Raw genomic sequence first — 25955 nt, forward strand, 5'->3', positions numbered from 1 at the left:
GCATCAAGGCGTGGTTGGAGGTGGTGGGCGAGGTGAGGAGCCGTCCCAATGATTGAAAACGAATGATCTGCTTGTGAAGGGTCCCAAGGCCGGTGCCTGGCCGGCGGCAGTCGGCGCTCAGAGGAACATCCTCGCACAGCCGAGGTCAGCTTCAGATGCCCGAGGTGCGGCAGCCAGGAAGACGGCCGGCTTCGCCATGCCCACGTCGCAGATCAACGTCCAAGGCGGTTTCGGCGCTGCTTGAACGAAACGGGGAGTGCCTCTGGGTCTCCCTGCAAGCCAATGCTGAGTTCGAGGGGAGAGGCGCGAGATCGCGCGTCAGTATGCACGCGGAAAGAACGGCGCCGTGCCTATCGCCAAGAGCAAGACCGGAAGCGGCCAGACGAAGCGCGCCTGCTGACGGAGCGGATCGAGGCGGCGCGGCAAAAGCTGGTTCCCCGGCAAGCTCCTGCAGAAACATGGCTGGCGGGGTCGCCTATGTCGGATGCGTAAACTGCCGCGGGGCTCAAGCGATCGAACGACCCAGCACCTGTTAAGATGTCCTAAAGCATCGATTCTAACCCGTTGTTTCCCCGGCTTGACTAGGATGTTTGTGGGGGAAAACATGAACCACGAACTCATGTTCGCGGCACTCAACGCCACGAACGAAGCTATTCTACGTTCGGCGAACAGCTCCGAACTTTATCAAAAAGTTTGTGATGCCGCGGTCCACGGCGGCCACATTCGGATCACGGCCGTCCTTATTCCAAATGATGCGGGATCGCTCGACGTTGTTGCTGCAACGAGCGAGACGGGATTCATTCCGCAAATCAGCATTTCAGTAGATGAGACTTCGGTCCACGGACACGGACTTGCGGGGCGGGCATATCGCTCCGGGCTCCCCGCTCTCAGCAATGACGTGATTCATGACGACACGTTGAAGCCGTGGCGAGAGCATTCGATTGCCTGCGGCGTCGGTTCAACCCTGGCCGTCCCGATTGTTCAGCGCGAGCGAAGCATGGGCGTCTTTCTATTCTGCTTCGCATCAGTCGGGTCTATCACTAGCGAAATAAGTGCGCTTCTCGAACGGGTCGTCGAGAATGTCGCATTCGCTCTCGAACGTTTCGAGGGGGCCGAACGGCAAAAGGAAGCCGAGCGCGCGCAGCGCGACGCCGAGAACAAAGAAGCTGCGTTGCACCGCATGTACATCGCGCTTTGCAAGACAAACGAAGCCATGATGCGCGCCGGGTCGCGCGAAGAGCTCTACGAACTTGTTTGCGAGGCAGCGGTTTTGGGCGGGCATTTTACTTCGACGACAATTGCCTTGGCACAGCCGGACGATCACTTCTTGAAGATTGTCTCCACTAAAGGACAGAATGCCGATCGGGTTCGCAGCACCGCGTTTTCGGTCTTGGCAGACCACCCTCAGGGTAAGGGACTAACCGGCACCTCGTTCCGTTCGAAAATGCCCTGCATCAAGAATGAATTCTTGCGTGATGCAGGGACAAGCCATTGGCACCAGCTTGCGGAAGGAGGAGGGACACGCGCTGGTGCAAGTTTTCCTCTGTTCAGCGATGGCGAAGCCATCGGCGTCCTGCTCTTCCTGGCCAGCAACGAAGGCATCTTCACCTCCGACATCGTCGAGCTACTGGCCAGGCTGGCTGAAAACGTGTCCTTCGCGATCCAGAATTTTGACCGGACGGATGCAAAGAGATTGGCCGAGGAGCGCATCCGCTTCCTGGCAACCCACGATGCTTTGACGAGCATCCCGAACCGCTCGACGTTCACGACAATGCTCTCTGATGCGCATCAGCGCGCGAGCGGCGCACCGGGCCGCCGGCTTGCCGTTCTCTTCATAGACCTTGACCGCTTCAAAATGATCAACGACTCGCTCGGTCATACTGCCGGCGATCAATTGCTTATTGAAGCATCCAAGCGGATGCGCGCGAATATTCGGGCTGAGGACGCGCTCGCCAGGCTAGGCGGTGACGAGTTCGTGGTTTTGCTTGACCAGCTGACCGGTAAAGATCAGGCGACTGCGATCGCCCACCGGCTTCTGGAAGCACTCGAGTCACCCTTCCTCCTGTGCGGACACGAGTGCCGCATCAGCTGTAGCATCGGGATCGCAATTTTCCCCGATAATGCCTCGGATCCTGAGGAACTCGTCAAGCAGGCGGACACCGCAATGTATGCGGCCAAGGCAGGTGGAAAGAATGCATTCCGCTTCTTTTCGGCGGAATTGCAGTCACAATCGCTCAAGCACCTGGTTCTCGAAGCAGACTTGCGCCGAGCGATGGAAAAAGACGAGTTGTTTCTTCACTACCAGCCTAAGGTGAATACGGCGGGCCGGATTGTCGGCGTGGAGGCCCTTCTACGCTGGAAGCATCCGCAACAAGGGATAATCGCCCCCGCAGCCTTCATCCCAATGGCCGAAGAGAGCGGTCTGATCATTCCGATAGGGAGATGGGTGCTGGAAACAGCTTGTCGCCAGAGCACCATGTGGCAGGCCCTGGGGTTGCCGGCAATCTCCATGGCGGTCAATCTCTCTCCGAAGCAGTTCACCGATCATGAATTGCTGCGATTTCTTGACGGGGTCCTACGCCAAACGGGCTTAGCTCCCGAGCTCCTGCAGCTTGAGGTCACCGAGAGCATGGTGATGCAGAACGTCACGCATGCGACTGCGGTCATGCAGGCCATCAATCGTCGCGGTGTTCGTCTGGCAATTGACGACTTCGGCACCGGCTATTCGTCTCTCTCGCTGGTGAAAAACTTCCCGATTGACACCATTAAGATCGATCGTTGCTTCGTTGGAGGGATTGGTGAAAGCCCTCAAGACCGCGCTATTTCCGTAGCTATCATCGCGCTCGGACAGGCTCTTGGTCTAACTGTTGTTGCCGAGGGCGTGGAGACCGCCGAACAAGGCGCCATTCTAAAAGATTTCAACTGTCATGAATTTCAAGGATTCCTGTTCAGTCGCCCGGTTTCGGCCGACGAAATTTCGCGGTTGCTAGGTGCCAGCGACAGCCTCACGGAGCAGGTAGCATCGCCATACCTCGCCTCAGCGGACGAAGGAAGAGCGCAGTGCGTCTGACCTTCCGGCGTTTGAAGGCAAGTTTTAGTGCGTGTCACTACCCCCGAAAGTTCGCCGATCGCCGCTCGGTTTGCGGTCATGGAGTAGACATTGCACACTGCTCGGGACGTGGAACAAGCCGGCCCTGCGGGCCGTAGCCCGCAGATCGGGCGATGATGAGCCTGCCGCGTGCGCTGGCCGGTACCGGCGCCACGGACTACTTGATGCCCCCTAGGCATACCGGGCTCCAACATGATCGATACTCCACATCTGGCCGATGATTGCGAAGTTGGCTGCGCGCTTTCTCGTCATCTCCGCCTCTGGGCATGTTGCTCCAGTGAGCCTATCGCCACAGGCGGCTATTTAGCCCCCGCCGGATGCTGAATTGGGGAAAACGCTTTCCTCCTCCTGGGTCCTCTTATCATCGCGAGTGTCTCGATGCCGATCATAGAGAGATTGTCGAGACGGTCTCCTCGGCTCCACAGAGCTTGAAGCGTCTGCCTCGACCCTGACCAAGACCGCTGAGCGCTCTCAGGAGCGGACGACGGTGGTTGCGGCTGCCTCCGAGCGAGCCTCCACGAAACTTCAGTCGGTCGCATCGGCGAGTGAGGAACTGTCATGCCCCATCAACGAGATCAGCCGATAGGTTCAGGAATAAGCCCGGTCGCAAACGAGGCTGTCGAGCAGGGGCGTGCCACCAACGAGCGTGTCTGCACGCTTTCGAAGCGGCATCCGGGTCGGCGACGTCGTTGACTTGGTCAACACCATGGCGGGGCAGACCATTCTACTTGCGCTCAATGCGAGCATCGAATGGAAGGAGACCGGATGAAAAGCCCCATCACGCTCGCTTCCACTAGAGGCCGATTTACTAAAGCGACTCGACTTTGACTCTCGATCTGCTTCTCGCAAGCTGTAAAAAACCTCACGAGATGCGTGCGAATTTTTCGCGAGCCAACCGGTGCTCGTAGGCTGCGTTGCGATTAGAATCAGGTGTAGCGTCGGCGGCGGCGTGTACGGGGCGCAAGTCAGTCCGTCGCCTTCACGATCTCGGCTGGCTGCGAGGCGTAGTAGGCCGCCGCATCGTCCATCTCCTGGGGAGTCATCGCGCGGGCGATGTTGCGCATCTGCTGACTGATGTCATTCGTGCGTTGGCCGGACGCGAAGGCCTGAAGCTGCGCCTTCAGATAAGCCTCTGATTGCCCTTCGAGCCACGGACTGCCGGTCTTGTTGTCCAGGCTGCCGTGGCAGGAGCCGCAGGGCGCGATGCCGCGGACTGGAGCCCCGTAGATCACGATCCGGGGTCTCGGCAGCTGGGGGGTAGGATGGTAGGCCGGCAGCCGCGGCAGATAGGCGTAGTACGCGGCGAGATCGGCGATGTCCTGGTCCTTCAAGTCGACGGCGAAGGGCGACATCACGGCGTTGCTGCGGGCGCCCGAGCGGAAGTCGAGCAGTTCCTTGTAGATCACGCTGGCGTACTGGCCGGCCAGGTTCGGCGAGGCCGCGCGGCTAATCCCGGTCGGACCGTGGCAGATCGCGCATCGCTGGGCGAGGGTCGCGCCGCGGCCGATCGATTCCTGGCCGGGCCTCGCCAGCATCGTCGGTGTCAGGACCGCCTCGGACAGGCGCGGTCCCACCTTGGCGGTCGGAACGGAGGCGGAGCGCTGGGGCAGGCCCGCCGCGCTGCAGATCGCGTCCCAAAGCCCGGCGAATTTGAGCTCCTTTTGCGCGTAAGGCAGCACGATGAAGCCGCCTAAGGCCGTGAGCACGAACAGGCTCGCAGCGGCGCCGACTCCAGCGGAAAAGTACGGATTGCGGAACGTGAACAATTCGCGGGCGCTCATCATTGCGCTCCCACGTAGACCGCCGGCACCGAGGTGTCCGATCGGGCGGCCAGGGTCAGGATGGGGTACGCATAGTTGGTGACCGTCAGTCCGATCATCAGTGCCACCCAAATCGCGTAGCTATTCAGCGCGAGCGGCACGGTGCGGACCGGGTGAACGGGCACGCTGAAGCGGTATGCGCCGGCATCCGCAGCCGGCTGGCGATGCGCGGTCGCGAGGATGTACAGGAACAGCAGGCCCGAGATCAGCAGGACAAAGGCGCCGATCGCCGACAGCGTGACCGAGAACGCCTGCGGCGCGATGGCCGGGTCGTAATAGTCGTAGTAGGCCATGCGGCGCGGCATGCCGAGGATGCCGACCCAGTGCCACGGGAAGGTCGTGACGATCATGCCGACGAACCACAGCCAAAGCTGGGCGCGCACGAGCTTCAGATCGGGCAAGGCTCGGCCGGTCAGATGGGGCCACAGATCGTAGGCGACGGCGAAGTACATGATCACGATCGCGCCGCCGAAGATCAGGTGGAAGTGGCCAGTGATCCACTGAGTGTTGTGGATCGTGGTGTCGAGCTGATAGCTCATGTTGATGAGCCCGCCGGCGCCGCCGAAGCCGAGCAGAACGAACGAAAAGGCGACCGCCAGCATGATGGGATTGTCCCACGGCAGCGCCCCGATCCAGCCGAAGGCGCCGCGGCCGCCGCGCAGGCGCGCGGCGATCTCCACCGACGCGCAGATCGTGAACACGGTGAGCAGGGTCGGGAGCGCGACAAGCGCGGTGAACGCGGAGTGGATGAACTTGAAGCCGGCGCCGACCTGCGGGTCGGCGAAGGTGTGGTGGATGCCGATCGGCATCGCGACCACCAGGAACAGGATGAACGCGATCCGCCCCATCGTGTCGCTGTAGAGCCGGCCACCGATCGCGCGCGGCACGATGGTGTAGTAGGCGATGTAGGTCGGCATCAGCCAGAAATAGACGATGGCATGCAGCGTCCAGGAGAAGAACACGCGCGCGAGTCCCGCGTCGATGGTGGTCCTCCAACCGAGCGCGACCGGAATGATCTGCAGCAGGAGCTCGAGCGCGGCTCCGACGGCGGTCCAGGCCCAGAGATAGGAGCCGGCGACATTGGCGAACATCGCGAGCGGAACGGGCTCTCCGGGGTGTTCGCGCCGCCATACCCGCAGGTTGATGGACATCAGCGCGACCCAGACCCAGGAGCCGACCACGACCAGCACGACACCGATGTAGTAGAACGCGCTGCCGATCAACGGCGGGTAAAACGTGTAGAGTACCGAGGCGCGGCCCAGCGCGACCGGCACCATCGCCATGACGCTACCCGCCACGATCAGCCAGAATCCCGCCCAGGCCCAGCGCACGCCGACGAGAGGCTGCTTGAGTGCAGACTCGGAGATCGCGTAGCCGAAGCCCATCGCGACCAGCGTCGGAAAGACGTAGCCCATGACGGTCCCATGGGCCGTCAGCGATCGATAGTACCATTCCGGATTGCTGATCCAGGTGTAGAGCGGGCTCCGGACGAACATCTGCCATGCCCCGAGGAAGAGCGCGAGCCCGAACACGGCGAAAGCCAGCCAGAAATGCGCTAGGACGAGCTTCCTATTCACCAACACAGCTCAGCCTCCCGCCGCTCTTCGCCTTGGCGGCGAACTCCTCTTTGTCGATCACCTTGACCTTGCCCCACATGCCTTCGTGGCCGAAGCTGCAGAATTCCTGGCAGGGCATCAGGTGGTCGCCGGGTTTCTCGAAGCGCATGAGCTGCTCGGAGACGTAGCCCGGCACCAGCATGGTGTTGACGTTGGTGCCCTGGACGAGGATCCCGTGAACCACGTCGGCGCTTGTGGCGCGCAGCGTGATCGGCGTCTGGGCCGGCACCAGGATGCAGGCCGGCGTAAAGGAATACTGCTGGCCGATGGCACGTACGGTCACCGCGCCGGTTGGCTCCAGCACGCTGCCGAGATTCGACTCGACGAACTCGCCCGAGAGGTGCAGCCGGGTCGGGTCGATGGTCTCCACGCGTGCCTGCGGCATGGTAACTTGGTGAATGCCGGCGAACGCCGCCAGCATGGCGAGCACCACGATGATGATCACCGAGATGGTCGCCCAGCGGCGCTCCGTGCGAGCGGCGACCTCGGCGCCATGATGGCCGTCCTGGACGGTCATTGCAGGGCTCCGCGAGGGAGAAAGACGAAGAGGTAGAACGCGAACCACATTCCCACCACCAGCGCCGTGGCTATCCCGGCCACCGTCAGTGCTCCGCCCGGTCCGGCGGCCACGATGCGATCGACGCGGTCGTCCGCGGTGGACTCGGTCTGCTCGGGAAGGTCCGTGTTGATCATCTGGGCCTCAGTTCAGGGGCGCGGAGCGCAGTTCGTTGGCGTCGCGGGCGCTGACCGGCGCGCCGCGATTGCCCCATGCAGTGCGGATGTAGGAGACCACGGCGGCGACCTCGTTGTCGGAGAGAAGGCCTGCGAACGGCGGCATCCCGTAGGGACGAGGATTTCCTTCCGTGCCCGGCGGGTAGCCGCCGTTCAGCACCATCCGTATCGCGTTGACGGCGGACTCCATCTCGATCGACTGGTTGTTGGCCAGCGGAGGCCAGTGCGGCGGCTTGCCCTCGCCCTGGACGCCGTGACAGCTCGCGCAACGAGCGTCATAGACAGTCTTGCCAAGGCTGACCAGAAGGCTGCTCTCGGTGGTCGGCAAAGTCGCAGACGCCGACGGCGGCCGCGACGCTGGTTCGGCGATGCTCTTCAAGTACACTGCCATCGCGTTGGTATCTTCATCGATCAGGTATTGCAGGCTGTTGTGGACGACTTCCGCCATGGGACCGTAGACGACGCCACGCGCGGACACCCCTGTCTTCAGGAGATCGGCGATGTCCTTAAGGCTCCAGTCGCCGAGCCCGGCTTCGCGGTTGGAGGTGAGGGACGGCGCATACCAGTTCTGCATCGGAATGAGACCGCCCTTGAAGGCGTCCGACTGCGACGTGCCGCCGAGGGCGTTGATCGGAGAGTGGCACATGCCGCAATGGCCGAGTCCTTCGACGAGATAGGCTCCGCGATTCCACTCGGCCGATTTGGACGGGTCCGGCTTGTATTCGCCCTCGCTGAAGAAGAGCGTGCGCCAGCCGAGGATCAATTGCCGGTTGGAGTAGGGAAAGCGGAGGTCGTGCTCCCGGTTCTTCTGGCTCACCGGCGGGATCGACTTCAGATAGGCGAATATCGCGGCGCTGTCGGCCTGGGTCACCTTGGTGTAGGAGGCGAACGGCATCGCCGGGTACATCAGGCCGCCGTCCGGAAAGCGGCCCGTGTGCATGGCCTTGTAGAAATCCTCGGTCGTCCACTTGCCGATACCGGTGTCGCGATCGGGCGTGATGTTGGACGAGTAGAGCGTTCCGAACGGCGTCGGCATCGCGCGCCCTCCGGCGAAGACGCGGCCCTCCGGAGCAGTGTGACAGGCGATGCAGTCGCCTGCGCGCGCGAGATACTCGCCGCGCTTGACGATGTCGCTGGGGGAGTTCTGCTGCTGCTGCGCGTAAGCCGGACTCGCTAGGAACCAGAACAGAAGACCAAGGATTCGTGCGCGTGAGAGCATCGCCGCCTCCTCAATCCGGTTCGCTTCCGCACGCGAGGGGCAGAACGTAGGCGCCCTTGGGAGCGGGAGCGATGACAATCGGAGCGGGGCGGCTCGCGAGGTAGGCCGCCACCGCGGTGACGTCCGCCTCCGTCAGCCGTGCTGCGACCTGCTGCATGCAATCCGGAGCTTTCGCCGTCCGCGTACCGTAGCGCCAAGCGCCCAATTGCGCGCTGACGTAGTTAGGGCGCAGTCCGAGGAGACCGGGGATGCCGGGCTCCATGCCCGTGAGGCCTGGCCCGTGACAGCTGCCGCAAGCCGGAATTTGCCGCACCGGGTCGCCACCCGAGACCAAAGCCTGGCCGCGCTGCAGGACCTCCTTGCTGGCGTCGCTCGCTGCCGGCGCAGGAAGCGGCGGACGCTGCTCGGCGAAGTATTCGGCCATGTCCTGCAGGTACGGGTCACCGAGATATTCGAGCAGATAGTTCATCGGCGGGTATTTCCGCCGACCGTTCTTGAACGCCAGAAGCTGATTGTAAAGGTAGCCGGCTGGCTTGCCCGCCAGGCGGGGAAAGTAGACATCGCTGGTGCCTTCGCCCTGCTTGCCGTGGCAAGGGGAGCACGCTTCGACGCGCGCCTCCATGGTATCAGGCGGCTGACCAGGTGTCTGAGCCGAAACGGGAAAAGTCTGGACCGAGATCGCCAGCCCCACCCCTGCCATCGCAATTCGCATCCGCACGCGGCACCCCAATGCTGCGTAAATGAAGGGGCTAAACGTCAGAGGACGAGATTTGTTCCGGATGTTGGAACTGAGGCGGCGCGGCGGGAAGCGACGCTTGGATCCCAGGACGTACCGGTCCGGCGGCAATGGCCGCCAAGCCGGGTTTGTCAGTCCAAGATGTGTCCTTCGACCCGCAACGCCGATCATGTTCGGCGGAGCCGCTCTCCGAGCCGGCCCCATATAGCGGTCGCAAATTGAGGTGCGAAGCCCGGAGTGCCGAGAAGTCCGAGCTCCGCAACCGTAACAACACCGACGCGAGACGACGCCGCTCGGTACGGAATCAACTCTACGCCGCCGCGGAGATGTTCGCCTTGTTGCATCTCAAGCTCGAATGTGCCGACCCTCGGTATGCATCGAGGTCGCACATCGCGGTTACTCTCGTTCTCAAATCCTTGCACCGGAGGCGAGGACATCGCCCTGAACGCTCCGCGGCTTGCGCCGCCACAAGAAGGCACATGTCTGACGACACTCCTGACACTCCTGACACTCACCTGAACCATCCCACGCCTCGCAGCACGACCATGATGCGGAGGGGCGCCGTCGTGACCAGCCCGCTTCCAACGGAGGTGGCGGAGCTCGCGCGCAAGCTGGGCGCCACCGGAAGCTGCCGGGTGGTGCACCTCTCGCAACTCGGGCGAATGAGCAGCGGCCCTCCGAGCCGCTGGATACGCTTCCGTGCCCTCGATGAAATCGAGACTTCCGGGACGGCTTTCGATTGGGAAGCCAGATTTGGCCGGCTGTCTTGCCTGACGGTCGTGGACCGGCTTTCCTCGGAGGCTGCTGCATCCGAGCTTCGCTTCTTGGCCTTCCGTCTAAGCGGCGCGCCGGCGGACGAGAGTGCGCTCCGAAAAGGGCAGATCGTGCGATACCTGGGTAAGCTTGGGTGGGCGCCGGACGCGATCCTCCCCAACCGGTCGCTCGAGTGGCTGGTCCGCGAAGACGGCTTTCGCGTCTCTCATCCGTCAGCTCACGAGCGCATCTCGGTCGAGATCCAACTGGACGAGGCGGGGCGCATCGGATCGGTCTCCGCGAAGGACAGACCGCGCATGGAGACCGGCCGATTCGTCGACCGGCTTGGCGCGGCAGCTTCGCGGACTACCGCCTCCGCAATGGCCGATGGATACCCTTCCGCGGAGAGGTCGGCTGGCATCTCGACGGAAACTGGCATCCCGTCTGGACGGCCGAACTCACGGATTGGCGTTTGGAATGAGGAGAGGTGCGGCTGCATCACGTCTTTAACGGCTTCGGGCGGACGCTTCATTTCAGCGAGCGGATGTAGTCGGCCAAATCGGCAAACTTCCGCCCGGTTCAGCGACAAGGTCGGCATGTTCTGGTGCGGCATGAGGAGCAGGAACGCGAGCTTGTTCTGGTCGAAGTCGGGCGTTTTCCCGATGTACGCGAACGGCGGAGCCTGGTCGGTGGCGCTCGTCTGAGCGCGCTCCACCACATGGCAGCTTGCGCACCAGCGCGTGGCGATGTCCTTGCCGTTGACGGCGTCCGCCGCGAAAGACGGCATGACGATGCCGAGCAGGAAACATGCAGTGGCCAGCGATCCGAATGCTTGCGACATGTCCAGCCTTCCATGACTTGGTCAGCGCTCTTCCGGCGCGGCGGCGGCCGTGGGCTTACGACGGGAAGTCTGCGGGATCCACCTTCAGGCGATCGGCATGCAGTGACCAGTCGTGGGTGGCGTGGATCTCGCAAAACCGTTCCTTTGCCTGCTCCTCGGCCGCCCTGCCGTTCGGGGCATCTAGCTAGGACGTGAACCTATAAAGCCAGAGCGGTTGGCGGAGATCCGCTTTGACGCACATTTCGGACTTAAGTGGGACATCACGGCAGTTCCGTAAAGCGCCAATTGCCTCGAATGGACTCTCCGCTCCATGTCTGCTTTCCTTCCTAGTGGTCCCTCTGCAACCAATTGGCTGGTCGCGCTGAGTTCACTCGTGCCTTAACAACAGACATCTATCGAACGAGTTGGCCTGGCGCGAATAGCGGCGCATCAATCAAGACCCAGAGTCTCGAAAATGATTGGCGCGCTGGACGACATCGACCATGTGAGCGGCCGCATGGATCGTCAGAGGATGCTGGGTAAAGCCGGGCCGTGGAGAGATGTAGCCTGCCATTTCACGAGCCAATCGGAGTTGGTCATCCGATGCTGTCGCAAGCAGGGAAATCATCAGATTCTCCAACGCGATGACACGAATACGCAGCGTCACGAGTTCGGCGTTGGTCAGATCGGGGACTGCAATTGGATCGGTATGGGGCGACGACGAATCCGTGGCGGGCCCTCCGGGCCCCGCGCCTCCTTCGTTGTCCCATCTGGACAGAGCACGTTGACGCTGGTTCCAGTCGCTGAAGGTATCGGGGTTTTCTCGGGCCATGCGTAGCTCCTTTATATCGCCATGAACTCGTCATCCCGGGGAGCGATCAGATCGGCATGCGATAACCGTAGAACTCGTGGTCCTCGTTATAACCGCCCTGGCCTGCGCCGAGATCGGCGAAGTCATGCACGAATTCGATCGCTTCGATCCACTTGACCATCTTGAAACCCAACTCATTCTCGCATCGCAGCCGCAACGGAGCGCCATGCAGTACGCTGACGGGCGCGCCGTTCATCTCGTAGGCGAGGATCGTCAGCGCGTGGCGCATGTTCTCAATCTTGTGGACGTCATAATAGCGCCCGCCGTCGGCGCCGTCGGCCAGCGAATAGAACACAGCGTAGCGAGCCTCGGGCGTCGGCTTCACCAGAGCGAGGATGTCGCGCACGGCAACGCCGCCCCATTCGGCGACACCCGACCAGCCTTGGATGCAGAAATGCGTCGTGATCTGCTCCTGTTTCGGCATGGCCTTGAGGTCGGCGAGAGACAATTCCTGAGGCGCCTCCACCAGCCCGCCGATCCGCAGCCTGTAGCCGGCGAACTCCTCCGCGACGAGATCATCAAACTTCTTTGAGTTCGGCATCGTGCCGTTGGGCCAGAAATAGGGCGAGATATCCTGCTTCGTGAGCTGGGAGCGTGCATCCCAGCTTTCGGCTAATTCCATGATCCAGCCGATCATGAACGCGCCGACACGTTGGACCAGACGGGCATGCCGGATGGTGAAGGGCGAAGCCAGCAGCCATGCGATCATCAGGATTGCCATTGCCAGCACGAACAGCGGAAAACCTGTCCAGGATGCGTTATCCACTCCGCCGAACATGTGGTTGGTGTTCTGCCTGATGCCGGTGACGAACACCATGACGCCGTGTGCGAGGATGAAGCCCACGAACCAGGCAAAGGAGATGAAGTGAACCGACCGCATCGCCTGCCGGTTGAACAGCCTGCCGAACCAACCCAGCGCGTTGGAGATCGCGGGGCTCTGCATCAAACCAGTCACGATCGAAACCGGCGCTGCGACGAACACCGTGATGAAATAGCTGAGCTGCTGGAGGCCGTTGTAGCGGGTCCAGCTATGATCGACCGGAAAGTTCAGTGACGCATACTGGATCGCCGTTGACAGCGCGGCCGGGAAGACCTCCCAGGTCAACGGCACGAGCCTGCGCCATTGATCGGTTGAAAACAGCAGCGCATAAAACGCAACGCCGTTGATCAGCCACAGCAAGTTGACCGAGAAATGCCACCAGCGCGACAGCCCGAGGGTGTGGCGCAGGCCCGGAATGCCGAGCCATGTCGGCAGAGTCACGGAATCGTCCTTGGCGGTCCAGACACGCCCTTTTGGCACCGGGACCTGAAAGCGGAACCAGTCGGTCCCCGGCGTGCAATCGCGGGCTGAATAGAGCCGGGGATGGTCGGCCAGAATTTGCAGGCCAGCGCGCATGATGAACAGCATGAAAAACATGTTCAGGAAGTGCTGAAGCTGCAGCCACCATGGGAATCCCGAATCAACCGACGGCGCGGCCTGCGCAATGCCGGGATGCTGTCGGATAAAGGCCTCTACTCCGGGAAGTTCGCGGAGGCTCTGAGCCAGGGCGACCAGGCAGAGCAGCGCCGCGGCGGCAATCGGCAGGCCCCACAGCGTGTTGATCCAGCGCCGCCCAATGCGGATCCGGGGCGCGATCCCGTTTTGCGGAGGCATCCAATGATTGAGGTGGATGCGATCGTCGGCATCGCTAAGCTTGGCACGAAGTGGCTCAGCCAGCGAAGATGGCGGACGCGCAGGCACGGGTCGATCGTTGCCTGTCATCGAGCGCGCCTGACAATGGAGACGTCAATCGTCCAGCTTGGTGAGCGCGGCACCCTTGTGAAAGGCGATATGGTTCGTCTTGCTGCTCTTGATCTCGTATTGCGGACCGTCTGCGCTCGCATGATGGGTATATCCTTTGACCTTGAACTCGCGAGTATGCACGCGGGTGATGATGCCGCTGACGCGCCCCGCCTCGGAGTTCCAACTCACGCGATCATGGATATTGAAGGTCTTCGGCACGGTCGTTCGATCCGATGCCGCAAAAGAACTGCCAAGAGGTAATTCTAGCGTTGAATGCATATTACTTTGGCGGCAAAGGCACCAACCGGTGCACTTCCTGTCAGTTCCTTAAAAGCGCAATATCTTTCGACTAATCCAACGCGCGCTTCTGTTTCGGGCATCAGACGCTTAGGACCAACAGTGAGGCGGGCTGTCACCGCGCCTTTGCCGCTTGGAGCGACGCCACGAACAGCTTTTTCACCATAGGGCACTCAACCAGGACGATCGTCGAGTTTGCCGATCTCTTGCGGGAATCTGGCGCCGACTTCGTTATCGACGTAAGGTCGATCCCCCGGTCGCGGACCAACCCTCAGTTCAATCGGGAAACACTCCATGGGACCCTGGAGCCCTGGCAGATCGGCTACGAGCATATCGCCGAGCTCGGCGGCCGCCGCGGAAAGTCACGCGGCGCCGGGCCTTCGCCCAATTCTTATTGGCGGGTGCAAAGTTTTCAAAACTACGCAGATTATGCCCTGACGGCGCCCTTCGCGGCCGGCCTGGCGCGGCTGCGGGAACGGGGCGGTCGGCACCGATGCGCGGTCATGTGCGCCGAAGCCGTGTGGTGGCGGTGCCACCGCCGGATCATCGCCGACTACCTTCTGGCCGCAGGCGAGCAAGTGATACACATTCTCGGGAAATCGCATGTCGATGTGGCGAGCTTCACACCCGGCGCCTTTGTTCGCAACGATAGGACGGTGGTCTATCCCGCTCAAGATACCCAAACGGAATGAGGAAAGGGCTGCGGGTTTAGCCGCGGAAGGCGATGAGCAGAGTGGCGACGATCCCGATCACGGTGAGTCCGTAGCAGCCGAAGCGAACCAGAATTATTACCACGAACCTGACACCCGAATGGACATAGTCCTCAATCACCACCTGCAGACCAAGCGCCGAATGATGAAATAGCGCGACCAGCAAGAGGATCATGCAGCTCGTAGCAAGCGGTGTCCTGATCCAGGCGACGAAGACCGCATAATCGCTCCCGGCATGAGTGACAATTGACACGACGAACCATAGGCACAGAGGCACGAGCGCAATCGCCGAGACGCGCTGCGCCCACCAGTGCTGAGCGCCACTTTTGGCCGAACCGAGCCCAAGGGCGCGAGCCAGCGGCGAGCGGAACGAACGGCGATTCATTGGGGCCATCCCGCAATCAACAGGCTGATCACCCATGCGATCACAGTGAGCGCTACGCTGGACACTACGACCGTCCATCCAGAAATGTAGATCGACCGAAGCTCGAAGCCGTGGACGGTGTCCCAGACGAGATGACGGATGCCACCGCACAAATGCAAGAAGAAGGCGAAGGTGCAGCCGAACAGCGCGACCTGACCGGCCCAGGATCCTATCACGCTCTGAACGACGCCATAGGCCTGGGGACCAGCCGCCGCAGCGCTTAGCCAGATCACTAGGCCCACGGCGCCGAGGCTCAGAATTAACCCAGTGATGCGGTTAGCGATCGACAACACCGAGGTGAGTTGCGGCCGATAGATCTGGATATTGGGCGAAAGCGGGCGTGGCCGCGCCGGCGTCGAATTGCCATCTGTGGTCCCGTTCTTGATCATTTCTCACGCTCGACGATCGCCTTCTTGATCTCAGCGATGGCCTTGCCAGGATTCAATCCTTTGGGGCAGGTCCGGGTGCAATTAAGAATGGTATGGCACCGATAAAGCCGGAACGGGTCTTCGAGCGCATCGAGCCGTTTTCCCTTCGCCTCGTCGCGGCTATCCGTCAGCCAACGCCATGCCTGCAGGAGTGCCGCAGGTCCCAGGAAGCGATTGCCGTTCCACCAGTGGCTCGGGCATCCAGAGGTGCAGCAGAAGCAAAGGATGCACTCGTAGTAACCGTCGAGCTGGCTGCGGTCCTCGGGGGATTGCAGCCGCTCCTTCTCGGGCTCTGGCGTCTTGGAATGAAGCCAAGGCTCGATCGCTGCATACTGTGCGAAGATGTGCGTCAGGTCGGGAACGAGATCCTTGATAATCCGCAAGTTGGCGAGCGGATAGATTGTTGCGTTCGTTCCCATGTCGGAGATGAACCGCGTGCAAGCCAGCCAGTTGGTGCCATCCATGTTCATAGCGCAAGAACCGCAGACACCCTCGCGGCACGAGCGGCGGAAGGCTAACGTCGAATCCACCTTGTTCTTGATCCAGAACAATGCATCAAGAACCATCGGTCCGCAGTCGTCGACGTCAACATGAAACGTGTCGAGATGGGGATTGCCGCCGGCGTCGGGATCGTAGCGATAGATCTCGAACGCCTTAACTCGCTTCGCATAGGCGGGCGCCGGCCATGTCCGCCCCTTCTCGATCCGCGATTCCGGCGTGACCTTGAAGTTTCGCGGAATGGGAAACCGCTTGAACCAGGACAGGCGAGATACTCGATCCGAGGATTCGATGATCATTGTGGATCTTGCCTTTCGCACGATTAGGCCGCGCCTGCGCAGAGCACAGTACACCTTTCAACTGCTGCGTCCTTGGTTCCATGCTCGAATAGGTTCCGGTCCATCCTTATCGAGATAAACCGGTGATTGTCGCCGGGAGAACTGGGTGGTTAGTCTGGCGGATCCCTCAACTTTGCCTATGACGCCGAACTCGGCCGAGTCTGTTGCGGGTCAATCGCGTCGATTTTTGCACATCGGCGGCATCCGGTTAGCAGTTAATCTCGGAAAGGCGGGATGTCCAAATTTACCGGTTGAAGGCGTCCGTTTGGACGTGATTCAAGTGCCCAAAACCGGAGTCTAGAATCATGCGGTATGAACTGACTGACTTTGAATGGACTGCCATCAGGTCGTTCCTTCCAAACAAACCGCGTGGTATTCCCCGTGTTGACGATCGGCGCGTCCTGAACGGCATCTTTTGGGTTTTACGCTCAGGTGCTCCCTGGCGCGATCTGCCGGAAACCTATGGTCCTCTATAATCGCTTCGTTCGGTGGCGGGCAGGCCGGCATTTGGGACCGTATCATGGATGCGCTGGCCGCCGGTCATGACCCGACGGTGCAGATGATCGATACTTCCATCGTGCGCGTGCACCAGCACGGAGCTTGCATCGCTAATGGCAATCAGCAAGATGTGGGCCGGTCGCGAGGCGGCCTGTCATGCAAGATTCACGCGGTCGTAGATACCCACGGGCTGCCAGTCTATCTCGCCCTCACGCCCGGTGAGGCGCACGATAAACGGCTTTGTTCGGTTCTCCTCAGCACGATGTTCCCTCAAACGATGTTACTCGCGGATCGTGGATATGACGCGGATTGGATCAGGGAGCTTGCCCACCAGCAAAGAGGATGGGCGAACATTCCGCCGAAACGAAATCGAAAGGACCCGATCTGCTTCAGCCAGTACCTGTATCGCTCACGAAACCTGATCGAACGGTTCTTCAACAAGATCAAGCAATGTCGACGTGTCGCGACCCGATACGACAAACTCGCGGCCAACTACCTAGCATTCGTCAAACTCGCATCAATCCGCGTTTGGCTGAGCGCTAATGAGTCCGCGCCCTAGCTAGTTCGACTGTCGTTTGGCAGCCCTCGTCCATCTGACCGTTCTCGCCGAGGACCTTCTTCATGAAGCTGACGATGAAGCGCGGCATGGGACCTTCATTGGCGACGGCGTTGCCGGCTCTGTCCGCTCGCTCCATTCGGAGCAGAAAGGGGAAATTGGCGGGGCAGGCGCTCGGCTGAGTCAACGGCTAGCCGGAAATCGCGTCGCCGGGAGCGCCTCTCGCGCGCCAATAAGGCTGGCGGAGCCTGGGCGCTATCAGCCATGCGATCGCGGCCGACGCAACGACGCTCACGGCGATCATCGTCGGAATTGCCGCCATCGCCTTCGATTGGATCGGAGTGAGGAGGATCACAAGCATTCCTGTTCCGAACATCATTGCCTGGACGCTCATAAAGAGCATCGCCGCGATCTGAAGTCGTACAGACATGTCAAAACTCCTCCTCGTCCAGCTCAGAACAACGGGTTCAGCTCTGGGGGTTCCGAGGGGACTTCTGAGGGCCGTTAGGCGCCGGTACCCTGGGCGGCCTGGCACTTCGGACAGCAGCCGTCCGCAGCGGCACCAAGCTGGCGTCCAATTTCATCGTTGAGAGCTTGCCCACCCCAAGTTGAGCCGTCGCTCTTTGGAATTCTCTTGGCCCGCTCCAAGGCGTGGCTCTCTGCGGCGTCGTCGCCGATACGAACGATTACGTCTTCATGGAAAGGACAGACCGCGGTGGCGCGCGTCGTCTCTAGCGCATACCTCACCAACCGCGCCAGTCATCGGGATGGAGGTCTGCTGGCATGACGGTGCTCCGGCTGGACCTGTTGCGATAACATCCTGGTCTTTGCGGGGCTGTGGCAGTCCAACCCGCAACACCAGTGCTGGTTCCAGAGGACCCGCCGGCAGAGCCGCTGTCAAAGCCGGCTCTCCTCGCGGTCGCGGACACTGCGACCGAGAGATGCGACCGGAGTGCCTAGAAGTCCGTGCTCCCCCTCGCGACGCACCGGCGCCGAACCGCCTGATGCAGTTCAATCCTAGACGCTGCCCTCCAGTTCGCTTTGGCCTGTCTCAACTTCCGGAGAGGACCGTAGGTAGTCATCCGCAATTTTCGGGACGATCAGGAAGGAGCATAGTGGGACGATGCAGCGCCAGATCGTGGTCAAGTGCCCGCGCACGGGAATAAACGTCCAGCTTTGCCTCGATGACGAGGCGCTCGAGTCCCGGAAACCCAAAGACAGCTACGTCTCGGTATCTTGTCCGGCCTGCATGTCGCTCCACTTCGTCAACAGCACGACGGGCAGGACGCTGGGCGACTTCGGGAGTGTGCCTCGTTGATGGATCAGTGCTCGGACGCCACCTGGTCCGTCACGCCCTCCACGTGGTGCAGCAACAGGTTGCTGACACCGTCCGCCAGGGGCTCATCCGGATGGTCGGGAAACACTTCAAAGAGAGACCGCCCAACCACGCTGCCGCGATCAGTCAGCGTCGCCTTTGCGTAAGCCACGTTGATGTCGACGATCTGTAGTCCCGGTCCTGGATCGAGCAGCATGTAGGGATGTGGCGAGCGGTTGAAATCGGACAAAAACTGCTCGCGGAGACCGATCGCGTCGACCGCTTTTTGGCCGGACTGCCCAGACCGGGACCGCAGCGCCCGCTCCGTCTCGGCCACGAGCAGCGCGAGCTCGCGCCGGTTCGAGGCGAGCAGTCCATCGACGGTCCGCCGCAGCGAAGGATCGCTCGTCTCGGCCAGCAGCCTCTCGAAATTCGCAATGTTCTGCTCGCAGATGAATTTCTTCATTGTCCGGAATAAGCGGGTAATGTGGGTGCGCAGTATGCACCGCATCATCCTACCCTGCCACGTCGCCACGCGAAGAGCGGCATGCTGCCGCGCGGCATCGAAGTTTGGACGCGCGAACCTTGCGACGCCAGTGGGATGGACGCCGATCCTGGCCTGCCCGATTGGAGGAACGGCTGCATCATGACGTCGTTGCACGCCGTAGAGGCCCAGGGGTGAGGAGCCGTCGCGATGCTGGAAACGAATGATCTGCTGGTGAAATGTCCCAAGTGCGGTGCCTGGCCAATGGCGGTCGGCTCTCAGAGGAATATCCTGGCGCATCGCGAGGTCAGCTTCCGATGCCCGAGGTGCGGCAGCGAGGAAGAAGGTCGCCTTCGCCATGCCGCCGCCTCGCATCAACGCGCACGGCGTTCTCGACCCTGCTTGAGAGAAGCGGAAAGTTGAGCCTCCCCTAAATCGGTGGACACCTATAGCTTAGACAGCAAGAGGTGTCAGATGACGAAAACGGCAGCGACGTTCTTATTCGGACAAGTACAAGCGGCAGGCAGTTGATCTGGTTTTGTCGAGCGGCCGCTCGGCGAAGTCGGTATCGAAGGAGCTCGGGCTTGACGGCTCCGTGCTGAGCCGATGGGTGGCGGAGCGGGGCACGGTGGCAGCCGGCGGCAGCGCCGTGGCGCCCACATCGCAAGCGGCGGTGCCGTCGGCGGACCAAGCTGACGTGATTGCGCGGTTGCAGCGGGAAAACGAACAGCTGCGCATGGAGCGCGACATTTTAAAAAAGTCGATCGCGATCTTTGCTGGACCCCGGACATGAGGTTCCGTTTTATCGAGGATCGCCGCACGGACTATCCGGTCAAGGTCATGTGCCGTGTGCTCGGCGTCTCGCCCGCGGGCTACTATGCCTGGCGGTCGCGCCCGGAAAGCCTCCGGGCCTTGGCTAATCGAGCGCTGCTGGAAGGCATCCAGCGGGTTCATCTCGATAGCCATGGCCGCTATGGCAGCCCGCGCATTCATGTCGAACTCAAAGCCCAGGGACATCATGCAAGCCGTGGCCGGATCGAGCGGCAGATGCGCCATCATGGCATTCGAGCCATCTCCGCCGGACCGCGGCGATGCCGCACCACCGACAGCGGGCATGGCTTCCCGATCGCGCCGAACCTGCTGGGCCGGAACTTCTCGGCCGCCATGCGCAATCAGGTCTGGCTCGCCGACATCACCTTTGTGTCTGGACCGGCCAGGGCTGGTTGTATCTGGCGGCCGTCATGGATCTGTACAGCCGCCGTATCGTGGGCTGGGCGATGGAGGACCATCTGCGCGCAGAACTGCCGCTCGCCGCATTACGAATGGCGATCAAGGGGCAAAGACCAGGTCCCGGGCTGATCCATCATTCCGATCGCGGCACACAATACGCTTCAACCGAGTACCGCCAGGCGCTGCAAGCCGCCGGCTTCCGGCCTTCAATGAGCCGCAGAGCCGACTGCTACGACAATGCCCCGATGGAAAGCTTCTTCCACACCCTCAAGACCGAACATCCATCACCGTCAATATGAGACCCGCAATGAAGCCGAGCGCGACATCTTCGCTTACGTCGAAGGCTTCTACAATCAGACCCGAAGACACTCGGCCATCGGCTATATCAGCCCGGTCGAGATGGAGCTAAAATCGGCTTGATCCATGTCCACTTTTTTGGGGGAAGATCAAAGTGCCTCTGCGTCTGCCTGCAAGAGCGTGGCGAGGTCGAGGCGGAGAGCGCGCCGGCCGACGCATCTCAGGTCTCGCAGATGGCACCAGAAGCTTGCCGAGGGAGAGAAGAGATAAGGCTCCCCTGATGTCCGAGCAAGGGTAACTGTTCAGCTACGTCGCGAATCGACTCCCATGGGTCTTCTGTTTCGTTGCGCTCGTGCGAAGCCGAATAGAACGAGGATTCTGCTCGTTTTGCCTCCCTCCTGCGCTCGCACTCGTCAAGACCAACCTCGTGCACGGGAACTCGGACGCGCGTCCGAAGTCTTTCGAAAATTCTCATCCACCCTACTCCGACATTTTCACACGCGCATATTGCGCTGCGAAACCTTGCGGTCTTTGCGACATCGCAAAGATCTGCGCGGGGCCTCCATTAGCTTGCCGCCAGGAAGTCCGGAAATCGCTCACGCCGGACGCACGGGGCTTTTGAGGCGCGCCGTTGCCGCGCCGGACAGACGGATGAAGAGACGATCATGATCGGCGGCAAGATCTCCCGGTGGACCATGACCTACTTCGCCGCGGCGCTGACCTGGTTGCTTGCCGCGCTCGGGCTAATGGCCGCCGGCATTGGTCATCCTGCAGCGGATGTCGCGGCTCCGGACACGCTAGTCCTGGTGCATGTGATCTGTATCGGGTGGTTAAGTACCGCGATGTGCGGAGCGCTGTTCCAATTCGTCCCTGTCCTCGTCGCAACGCCCTTGTACTCCGAGCGATGGGCGCTACCGGCGCTGGGTTTGTTGACGGCGGGGCTGGTCTCGCTGCTGGCGGGGTTTATGGCTTTGAACGGCCGTCTGCCTTCCGCCCCCTGGCTCCTACCGTTCGGGGCCGTGCTGCTCGTCGGCGGCTTCGGCTTCGTTGTAGTGGATTTGGGTTTAACGGCTTTGCGGCGTCCGACGGGATCTGCACGGTTCGTCATCGCCGGTCTCGCGTCTCTCTGCGTGACCGTCGTGTTCGGTGCGGTGTTCGCGTTCGCGCTGGGTGGATGGGCGGGACGGATGGGCGAGGCCGTCCTGGCGCGCGGCATCCCGCTGCACGCGATCGCCGGGCTCGGCGGTTGGCTTACGCTGACGGCGATGGGCGTCAGCTATCGATTGCTGGCCATGTTCATGTTGGCGCCTGATGTGGAGGACCGCCAGAGCCGCCTCACGCTCGCGGCCGGCGCGCTTGCCGTCGCGGCGACCGTGAGCGGCGGAGCCGTGATGATCGGTTTTGCGATGAGGCTGAATGTCGTGCTGTCCGTCGCCGCGATTCTCGGCTTGTCTTGCGCCGCTCTCTACGGGCGGGATCTCGCCGGCATCTTCCGGAATCGGAAGCGGCGGCAGCTTGAGCTCAATATGCGGATGGCAATCTTGTCGTTCGCCAGCTTGGCGGGGACGGCCGTGCTGGGGATCGCACTCGTTTCGATGGGGACGCTGCTCCTGCATTTGGGCGCGTTCGCCTTCCTTACGGTGTTCGGCTGGCTGTCCGGTCTGGTGCTCGCCAAGCTCTACAAGATCGTCGCGTTTCTCACCTGGCTCGAGACCTACGGGGCGGTGATGGGACGCGCGGCGACGCCTCGCGTTCAGGATCTGACCGCGGAGAAGAGGGCGACGAAGTGGTTCGCGATCTACTACCTGTCCGTCTGGGCGGGTACGATCGCGCTGCTGGCAGGAGATCCAAGCGCGTTCCGGCTTGCCGCGGCCGCGATGTCAGTTGGCGTCGTCGGCATCATCCACGAAATCATTCGAATCCGGCGGTTGGAAGACGTGGCGTCGTCGCTGCGCCTGCCGGCGGGCGCCGTCGCGCCGCATCTGTTGTTCGCCAAAACATGAGGAGATCGCAATGACCGCTTACCTGGACGTCGATGTCCGTCCGATCCTACGCGCCGGGGGAGAGCCGTTCTCGGTTATCATGGCTGCGCTCGAGCGTCTGGAAGAAGGGCAGGGCCTGCGCCTTTACGCGACCTTCAAGCCGGTCCCGCTGTTCGCCGTCATGGCCGACAAGGGCTTCGCTCATTCGGCGAGCGCGATGGAAGGCGGCGAATGGGAAGTGCTGTTCACGCCTGCGGCAGCGAAGGCCGCGCAAGTTGCGGCCCCGTCGAATGGCTTCGACTTCGGCGCCTGGCCCGATCCCCGCGTCAAACTGGACAATCGCGACCTCGAGCCCCCGGAGCCGATGGTCCGGATTCTGGCCGCGGCCGATCAGCTCGGCCCCGGCGAGACGCTCTCGGCGCTTCTGCGGCGTGAGCCGGTGTTCCTGTTTCCGCAACTCGAAAAGCGTGGCTTCCGCTGGCTTGGCGGATTCGCACCCGACGGGGCTACCTACGAACTCACGGTGAGGGCCCCATCATGACGGACCATCTGGTCGAATGCGTCCGCCAGGCGCTGCGCGTCGTGATCGATCCGGAGCTCGGTGAGAACATCGTCGATCTCGGGTTCGTCTACGATATTGCGGTCGCAGGCGGTGCAGTCTGCATCACGATGACCGCCACGACGCCGGGATGTCCAGCGACCTCCTTCCTGAAGGAAGGGGCGAAGGCGGCGGCATCCGCCGTCCCAGGGGTCGTTTCCGCCGACGTGACGATGACCTTCGCGCCGGCCTGGACCCCCGACCTCATCGCGCCGGCAGTCCGGGCTTCGCTCGGCTTTGCGGCAGTGAACTGACGGCGCGCGATGGCGATTACCATCGAGATCGATCACGCGAAGACGAGGGCCAAGGCTGCTGCGGCCGTCGGACTGCCGGTCGTGCCGCAGGCCGTCAAGGGTCCGATCCGGAGGCTCAAATGGGCCATCCTGCTGCTGACGCTCTCGATCTACTACGTCACGCCGTTCATCCGCTGGAATCGCGGGCCGAACGCGCCCGACCAGGCGGTGTTGCTCGATTTTGCGAATGGGCGTCTGTACGCGTTCTTCGTCGAGATCTGGCCGCAGGATCTCTATCTCGTCACCGGCCTTCTGGTGCTCGCGTCGACCATCCTGTTTCTTGCGAATGCGCTTGCGGGGCGCCTGTGGTGCGGCTTTGCATGTCCTCAGACTGTCTGGACCGATCTGTTCCTGCTCGTCGAGCGCTTGATCGAGGGTGACAGGCGCCAGCGTCTCAAGAAGATCGGAGCGCCTCTCACGGCGAAGCGGGCTTTACAGACCGTCGCCAAGCACGCGGCCTGGCTTCTGATCTCGCTGGCGACAGGCGGCACGCTGATCTTCTATTTTACTGACGCGCCGGCTCTGCTCAGCGGTCTGATGGTGGGCGACGTATCGGCCAACGTCCTCACCTGGGTCGCGGTGTTCGCTGGCACGACGTACGGACTTGCGGGGTTCGCGCGCGAGCAGGTCTGCACGTTCATGTGCCCATGGCCACGCCTACAGGGTGCGATCTGGGATCCCGAAGCCTATACCGTTAATTACCGCGATTACCGAGGCGAGCAGCGGATTTCGGCGAAGAAGGCGGCCGAGCTGCGCCTCCGCGGGGAGCCGGCAGGCGATTGCGTGGACTGCGGCCAGTGCGTGGCTGTCTGCCCGATCGGGATCGACATACGGGAAGGCCCGAACTTCGCCTGCATCAACTGCGGTCTCTGCGTCGATGCGTGCGACAGCGTTATGGCGAAGCTCGGGCGCCCGCGAGGCCTGATCGACTACGAAAGCTGGACCAACATCGAGCGAGGGCGGAGCAAGGAGGCCTCTCGCAACCATCTGCTGCGGCCGAAGACGATCGGTTTGGCCGCGGCCTGCGTTGCGCTGGCGGGCACGATCGGCGTCGCGTTCGGCACGAAGACCACCGCGACGCTTTCGGTCCAGCACGACCGCGATCCGGTCGCCGTCCGCCTGTCGGACGGCTCGGTACGCAATGCCTACACGGTGAAGCTGCTCAACAAGTCGGCGAGTGCCCATCGGTACACGTTGTCCGTCGGCGGGATTGACGCGAAGCTGTCTATTGTCGGCAACGAGAGCCTCTCTCCGGTCGAGGTCGCGCCGGATGCGTCGGGGCAGCTGCGACTCACCTTGACGGCGGCGCAACCCGGGCAGCGAGATATCGTGTTCACCGCGCGAGATGAGACCGGCAGCACGGTGTCCGCAGCGGATCGATTCGTCGAACGGTAGGCTTGGCTGTCCGGCCACAGCGGCGGCACCTCACCGTAGAGATGTCGAGGAATTGGCTTAGGCGCTGCGACCCGCCCGGAGAGCGGGCGAGCTTCGGCGTCTGATGAACGGGTGTGCCTTCTCCGCCATAACACGCGGCCGCTGCGCGAAACTCTTTAGGACCCTTGCATGACGCCACCCTCGCGTAACCACTGGATCGGTATGCCGGAAACGCCGCCAAGCGGCTGTGCGGCGGCCCGCTACGTCCGTTTCGCACGACGGCCTTCCGCGGAAGGCTTGTGCTGGAGGCTGGCGCGCAACTAAGATGGAACGGTAGGGGGAAGCCAGATGTCTGTCCTTCAGGCGATCCGGAAGGCGTGCCCTTTGCGGGAGGCCTATGCAGCTAGTGCCCGACCCGGGCGGTCATGATCACTACGTCTGTTCGCGCTGCGAATTCGATCCGCTGCACGACCCGGCGGCCCTCAAGTGGGCCGATAGTCGGCTGAAACCGCCGGTCGGCCCGGAGACATGACCGGGCCCGGCGGCAATGGCCACCAAGGCCGGACTTGTCAGTCCAAGCTGTCCCGTTCGACCTAGTTTTGGTCGCCGGGAACGATAGCATCAATTGTGGGTTCTCGGCGCGTCCGCATCCAGTGGCAGAACCAGGGAGTACATCGTGGCGTTGCAACACGCGAAACCAGGAGAGATCGTCGATTTACGACCCCTTGGAGGCAAGTTGAAGGACGCGAAAACTGCGGCCATCATCAAATCCGAGCATTTTGAGGCAGTTCGGCTGATCGTTCTGGCCGGAATGGAAATCCCGCCGCATAAGGTGCCTGGCAACATCATGCTTCATTGCCTGGAAGGGCGCATATCGCTTGGTCTGACGGATTCTTCGATCACATTGAGTTCGGGCGAGTGGGTCTACCTCACGGGCGGCGAGATCCATTCGCTAAAGGGCATCGAAGATTCCTCGCTCCTTCTGACAATCCTTCTCGGAACCTGATGGGAGAGCAAAGACTGCTGGGCGAGAGCCGCGAGCGACGTCAGCGCCACCAATTGTTAGCCGCCGCGACGGTGCGCAAGTGCACCGCGATCACGCCGAGGACCGCATGGTCTTCACTTCCTTCCTGGTAAGCTTGACGGCCAGGTTGAAGCCCGCCTGCAAGGTCGG

General features: G+C 61.9%; 23 protein-coding genes and 3 pseudogenes. 11 read left to right on the plus strand and 15 right to left on the minus strand.

Annotation, left to right across the window (positions count from 1 at the left end; genetic code table 11):
• The first annotated feature begins 604 nt into the window (after positions 1-604).
• Positions 605-3070: a bifunctional diguanylate cyclase/phosphodiesterase gene (locus ACSHT2_RS33610; protein ID WP_440639333.1), complete on the plus strand. Its 2466-nt coding sequence runs from the start codon at positions 605-607 to the stop codon at positions 3068-3070.
• A gap of 431 nt (positions 3071-3501) precedes the next feature.
• Positions 3502-3875, plus strand: a pseudogene (locus tag ACSHT2_RS33615) (methyl-accepting chemotaxis protein); the annotation flags it as partial.
• A gap of 199 nt (positions 3876-4074) precedes the next feature.
• Here the strand turns inward: ACSHT2_RS33615 and ACSHT2_RS33620 are convergent.
• Genes ACSHT2_RS33620 through ACSHT2_RS33645 form a run of 6 tightly spaced genes read right to left on the minus strand, consistent with a single transcriptional unit; the run spans position 4075 to position 9196 of the window.
• Positions 4075-4890 carry a c-type cytochrome gene (locus tag ACSHT2_RS33620; RefSeq protein WP_440642988.1) on the minus strand — a complete coding sequence of 272 codons (816 nt, stop codon included), beginning with the start codon at positions 4888-4890 and terminating at the stop codon, positions 4075-4077.
• A complete protein-coding gene (locus tag ACSHT2_RS33625) occupies positions 4890-6512 on the minus strand; it encodes a b(o/a)3-type cytochrome-c oxidase subunit 1 (RefSeq protein ID WP_440639335.1) in 1623 nt (540 codons plus the stop codon). The genes ACSHT2_RS33620 and ACSHT2_RS33625 overlap by 1 nt, the downstream gene beginning before the upstream one ends.
• The gene (locus ACSHT2_RS33630) at positions 6499-7062 is read right to left on the minus strand and encodes a cytochrome C oxidase subunit II (protein ID WP_440639336.1); all 564 of its coding nucleotides are present in this window, start codon (positions 7060-7062) and stop codon (positions 6499-6501) included. The genes ACSHT2_RS33625 and ACSHT2_RS33630 overlap by 14 nt, the downstream gene beginning before the upstream one ends.
• Complete coding sequence (locus ACSHT2_RS33635; protein ID WP_028133722.1) at positions 7059-7238, minus strand: hypothetical protein; 180 nt, start codon at positions 7236-7238, stop codon at positions 7059-7061. The genes ACSHT2_RS33630 and ACSHT2_RS33635 overlap by 4 nt, the downstream gene beginning before the upstream one ends.
• Positions 7239-7245: 7 nt before the next feature.
• Positions 7246-8496 carry a cytochrome c gene (locus tag ACSHT2_RS33640; RefSeq protein WP_440639338.1) on the minus strand — a complete coding sequence of 417 codons (1251 nt, stop codon included), beginning with the start codon at positions 8494-8496 and terminating at the stop codon, positions 7246-7248.
• Between the two features lie 10 nt (positions 8497-8506).
• Positions 8507-9196, minus strand: a complete 690-nt coding sequence (locus ACSHT2_RS33645) for a c-type cytochrome (RefSeq protein WP_440639339.1) — start codon at positions 9194-9196, stop codon at positions 8507-8509.
• Between the two features lie 584 nt (positions 9197-9780).
• On the opposite strand from ACSHT2_RS33645, the gene ACSHT2_RS33650 reads away from it, so the two are divergent.
• Positions 9781-10689 carry a DUF6544 family protein gene (locus ACSHT2_RS33650; RefSeq protein WP_440642989.1) on the plus strand — a complete coding sequence of 303 codons (909 nt, stop codon included), beginning with the start codon at positions 9781-9783 and terminating at the stop codon, positions 10687-10689.
• 570 nt (positions 10690-11259) lie between these two features.
• On the opposite strand, the gene ACSHT2_RS33655 is transcribed toward ACSHT2_RS33650, so the two are convergent.
• The 3 genes from ACSHT2_RS33655 to ACSHT2_RS33665 are packed head-to-tail and all read right to left on the minus strand — an operon-like array spanning position 11260 to position 13678.
• Positions 11260-11637: a hypothetical protein gene (locus ACSHT2_RS33655; RefSeq protein WP_440639341.1), complete on the minus strand. Its 378-nt coding sequence runs from the start codon at positions 11635-11637 to the stop codon at positions 11260-11262.
• Positions 11638-11683: 46 nt separating this feature from the next.
• Positions 11684-13438, minus strand: coding sequence for a molybdopterin-dependent oxidoreductase (locus tag ACSHT2_RS33660; RefSeq protein ID WP_440639343.1), 1755 nt, complete (start codon positions 13436-13438; stop codon positions 11684-11686).
• A 24-nt stretch (positions 13439-13462) separates the two neighbouring features.
• The gene (locus ACSHT2_RS33665; protein WP_440639344.1) at positions 13463-13678 is read right to left on the minus strand and encodes a DUF2945 domain-containing protein; all 216 of its coding nucleotides are present in this window, start codon (positions 13676-13678) and stop codon (positions 13463-13465) included.
• 284 nt (positions 13679-13962) lie between these two features.
• Here ACSHT2_RS33665 and ACSHT2_RS33670 point away from each other — a divergent pair, with 284 nt between their 5' ends.
• On the plus strand, positions 13963-14448 hold the full coding sequence (locus tag ACSHT2_RS33670) for a DUF488 domain-containing protein (RefSeq protein WP_440639346.1): 486 nt from the start codon (positions 13963-13965) through the stop codon (positions 14446-14448).
• Between the two features lie 16 nt (positions 14449-14464).
• On the opposite strand, the gene sdhD is transcribed toward ACSHT2_RS33670, so the two are convergent.
• The 3 genes from sdhD to ACSHT2_RS33685 are packed head-to-tail and all read right to left on the minus strand — an operon-like array spanning position 14465 to position 16115.
• Positions 14465-14851: a succinate dehydrogenase, hydrophobic membrane anchor protein gene (gene sdhD, locus ACSHT2_RS33675; RefSeq protein WP_440639348.1), complete on the minus strand. Its 387-nt coding sequence runs from the start codon at positions 14849-14851 to the stop codon at positions 14465-14467.
• On the minus strand, positions 14848-15279 hold the full coding sequence (gene sdhC / locus ACSHT2_RS33680; RefSeq protein ID WP_106946586.1) for a succinate dehydrogenase, cytochrome b556 subunit: 432 nt from the start codon (positions 15277-15279) through the stop codon (positions 14848-14850). The genes sdhD and sdhC overlap by 4 nt, the downstream gene beginning before the upstream one ends.
• Entirely contained in the window at positions 15276-16115 is an 840-nt protein-coding gene (locus tag ACSHT2_RS33685; protein ID WP_440639349.1) for a succinate dehydrogenase iron-sulfur subunit, read from the minus strand. Before ACSHT2_RS33685 ends, sdhC begins: the two co-directional genes overlap by 4 nt.
• Positions 16116-16459: 344 nt before the next feature.
• Here ACSHT2_RS33685 and ACSHT2_RS33690 point away from each other — a divergent pair.
• Positions 16460-17211, plus strand: a pseudogene (locus ACSHT2_RS33690) (IS5 family transposase).
• Positions 17212-17398: 187 nt separating this feature from the next.
• Here the strand turns inward: ACSHT2_RS33690 and ACSHT2_RS33695 are convergent.
• Positions 17399-17638, minus strand: a complete 240-nt coding sequence (locus ACSHT2_RS33695) for a hypothetical protein (RefSeq protein ID WP_440639351.1) — start codon at positions 17636-17638, stop codon at positions 17399-17401.
• Positions 17639-18530: 892 nt separating this feature from the next.
• Entirely contained in the window at positions 18531-19367 is an 837-nt protein-coding gene (locus ACSHT2_RS33700) for a hypothetical protein (protein WP_440639352.1), read from the minus strand.
• 172 nt (positions 19368-19539) lie between these two features.
• On the opposite strand from ACSHT2_RS33700, the pseudogene ACSHT2_RS33705 reads away from it, so the two are divergent.
• The 6 genes and pseudogenes from ACSHT2_RS33705 to ACSHT2_RS33730 all read left to right on the plus strand — a co-directional run bounded on the left by ACSHT2_RS33705 (position 19540) and on the right by ACSHT2_RS33730 (position 25787).
• Positions 19540-20657, plus strand: a pseudogene (locus tag ACSHT2_RS33705) (IS3 family transposase).
• Between the two features lie 542 nt (positions 20658-21199).
• On the plus strand, positions 21200-22537 hold the full coding sequence (locus ACSHT2_RS33710; RefSeq protein ID WP_440639354.1) for a hypothetical protein: 1338 nt from the start codon (positions 21200-21202) through the stop codon (positions 22535-22537).
• Positions 22538-22547: 10 nt separating this feature from the next.
• Entirely contained in the window at positions 22548-23057 is a 510-nt protein-coding gene (locus ACSHT2_RS33715; RefSeq protein WP_440639355.1) for a DUF2249 domain-containing protein, read from the plus strand.
• Entirely contained in the window at positions 23054-23368 is a 315-nt protein-coding gene (locus ACSHT2_RS33720; RefSeq protein ID WP_440639357.1) for a metal-sulfur cluster assembly factor, read from the plus strand. Before ACSHT2_RS33715 ends, ACSHT2_RS33720 begins: the two co-directional genes overlap by 4 nt.
• Before the next feature lie 9 nt (positions 23369-23377).
• Positions 23378-24802, plus strand: coding sequence for a cytochrome c oxidase accessory protein CcoG (gene ccoG / locus ACSHT2_RS33725; RefSeq protein ID WP_440639359.1), 1425 nt, complete (start codon positions 23378-23380; stop codon positions 24800-24802).
• A gap of 655 nt (positions 24803-25457) precedes the next feature.
• Entirely contained in the window at positions 25458-25787 is a 330-nt protein-coding gene (locus ACSHT2_RS33730) for a cupin domain-containing protein (protein WP_339036175.1), read from the plus strand.
• A gap of 40 nt (positions 25788-25827) precedes the next feature.
• Here the strand turns inward: ACSHT2_RS33730 and ACSHT2_RS33735 are convergent, their stop codons facing one another.
• On the minus strand, positions 25828-25881 hold the full coding sequence (locus tag ACSHT2_RS33735; protein WP_440642990.1) for a hypothetical protein: 54 nt from the start codon (positions 25879-25881) through the stop codon (positions 25828-25830).
• Positions 25882-25955 lie beyond the last annotated feature (74 nt).

The sequence above is a fragment of the Bradyrhizobium sp. PUT101 genome, from assembly GCF_052043945.1.
Taxonomy (GTDB): Bacteria; Pseudomonadota; Alphaproteobacteria; order Rhizobiales; family Xanthobacteraceae; genus Bradyrhizobium.

Coding starts and splice junctions, on each gene's coding strand:
- ACSHT2_RS33645 (WP_440639339.1), bottom strand. CDS start 9,196: ATGGCAGGGGTGGGGCTGGCGATCTCGGTCCAGACTTTTCCCGTTTCG.
- ACSHT2_RS33710 (WP_440639354.1), top strand. CDS start 21,200: ATGATCGGCGGCAAGATCTCCCGGTGGACCATGACCTACTTCGCCGCG.
- ACSHT2_RS33655 (WP_440639341.1), bottom strand. CDS start 11,637: ATGGCCCGAGAAAACCCCGATACCTTCAGCGACTGGAACCAGCGTCAA.
- ACSHT2_RS33630 (WP_440639336.1), bottom strand. CDS start 7,062: ATGACCGTCCAGGACGGCCATCATGGCGCCGAGGTCGCCGCTCGCACG.
- ACSHT2_RS33610 (WP_440639333.1), top strand. CDS start 605: ATGAACCACGAACTCATGTTCGCGGCACTCAACGCCACGAACGAAGCT.
- ACSHT2_RS33635 (WP_028133722.1), bottom strand. CDS start 7,238: ATGATCAACACGGACCTTCCCGAGCAGACCGAGTCCACCGCGGACGAC.
- ACSHT2_RS33650 (WP_440642989.1), top strand. CDS start 9,781: ATGCGGAGGGGCGCCGTCGTGACCAGCCCGCTTCCAACGGAGGTGGCG.
- sdhC (WP_106946586.1), bottom strand. CDS start 15,279: ATGATCAAGAACGGGACCACAGATGGCAATTCGACGCCGGCGCGGCCA.
- ACSHT2_RS33620 (WP_440642988.1), bottom strand. CDS start 4,890: ATGAGCGCCCGCGAATTGTTCACGTTCCGCAATCCGTACTTTTCCGCT.
- ccoG (WP_440639359.1), top strand. CDS start 23,378: ATGGCGATTACCATCGAGATCGATCACGCGAAGACGAGGGCCAAGGCT.
- ACSHT2_RS33640 (WP_440639338.1), bottom strand. CDS start 8,496: ATGCTCTCACGCGCACGAATCCTTGGTCTTCTGTTCTGGTTCCTAGCG.
- ACSHT2_RS33685 (WP_440639349.1), bottom strand. CDS start 16,115: ATGATCATCGAATCCTCGGATCGAGTATCTCGCCTGTCCTGGTTCAAG.
- ACSHT2_RS33695 (WP_440639351.1), bottom strand. CDS start 17,638: ATGTCTGTACGACTTCAGATCGCGGCGATGCTCTTTATGAGCGTCCAG.
- ACSHT2_RS33700 (WP_440639352.1), bottom strand. CDS start 19,367: ATGGCGAAGGCGACCTTCTTCCTCGCTGCCGCACCTCGGGCATCGGAA.
- sdhD (WP_440639348.1), bottom strand. CDS start 14,851: ATGAATCGCCGTTCGTTCCGCTCGCCGCTGGCTCGCGCCCTTGGGCTC.
- ACSHT2_RS33715 (WP_440639355.1), top strand. CDS start 22,548: ATGACCGCTTACCTGGACGTCGATGTCCGTCCGATCCTACGCGCCGGG.
- ACSHT2_RS33660 (WP_440639343.1), bottom strand. CDS start 13,438: ATGACAGGCAACGATCGACCCGTGCCTGCGCGTCCGCCATCTTCGCTG.
- ACSHT2_RS33720 (WP_440639357.1), top strand. CDS start 23,054: ATGACGGACCATCTGGTCGAATGCGTCCGCCAGGCGCTGCGCGTCGTG.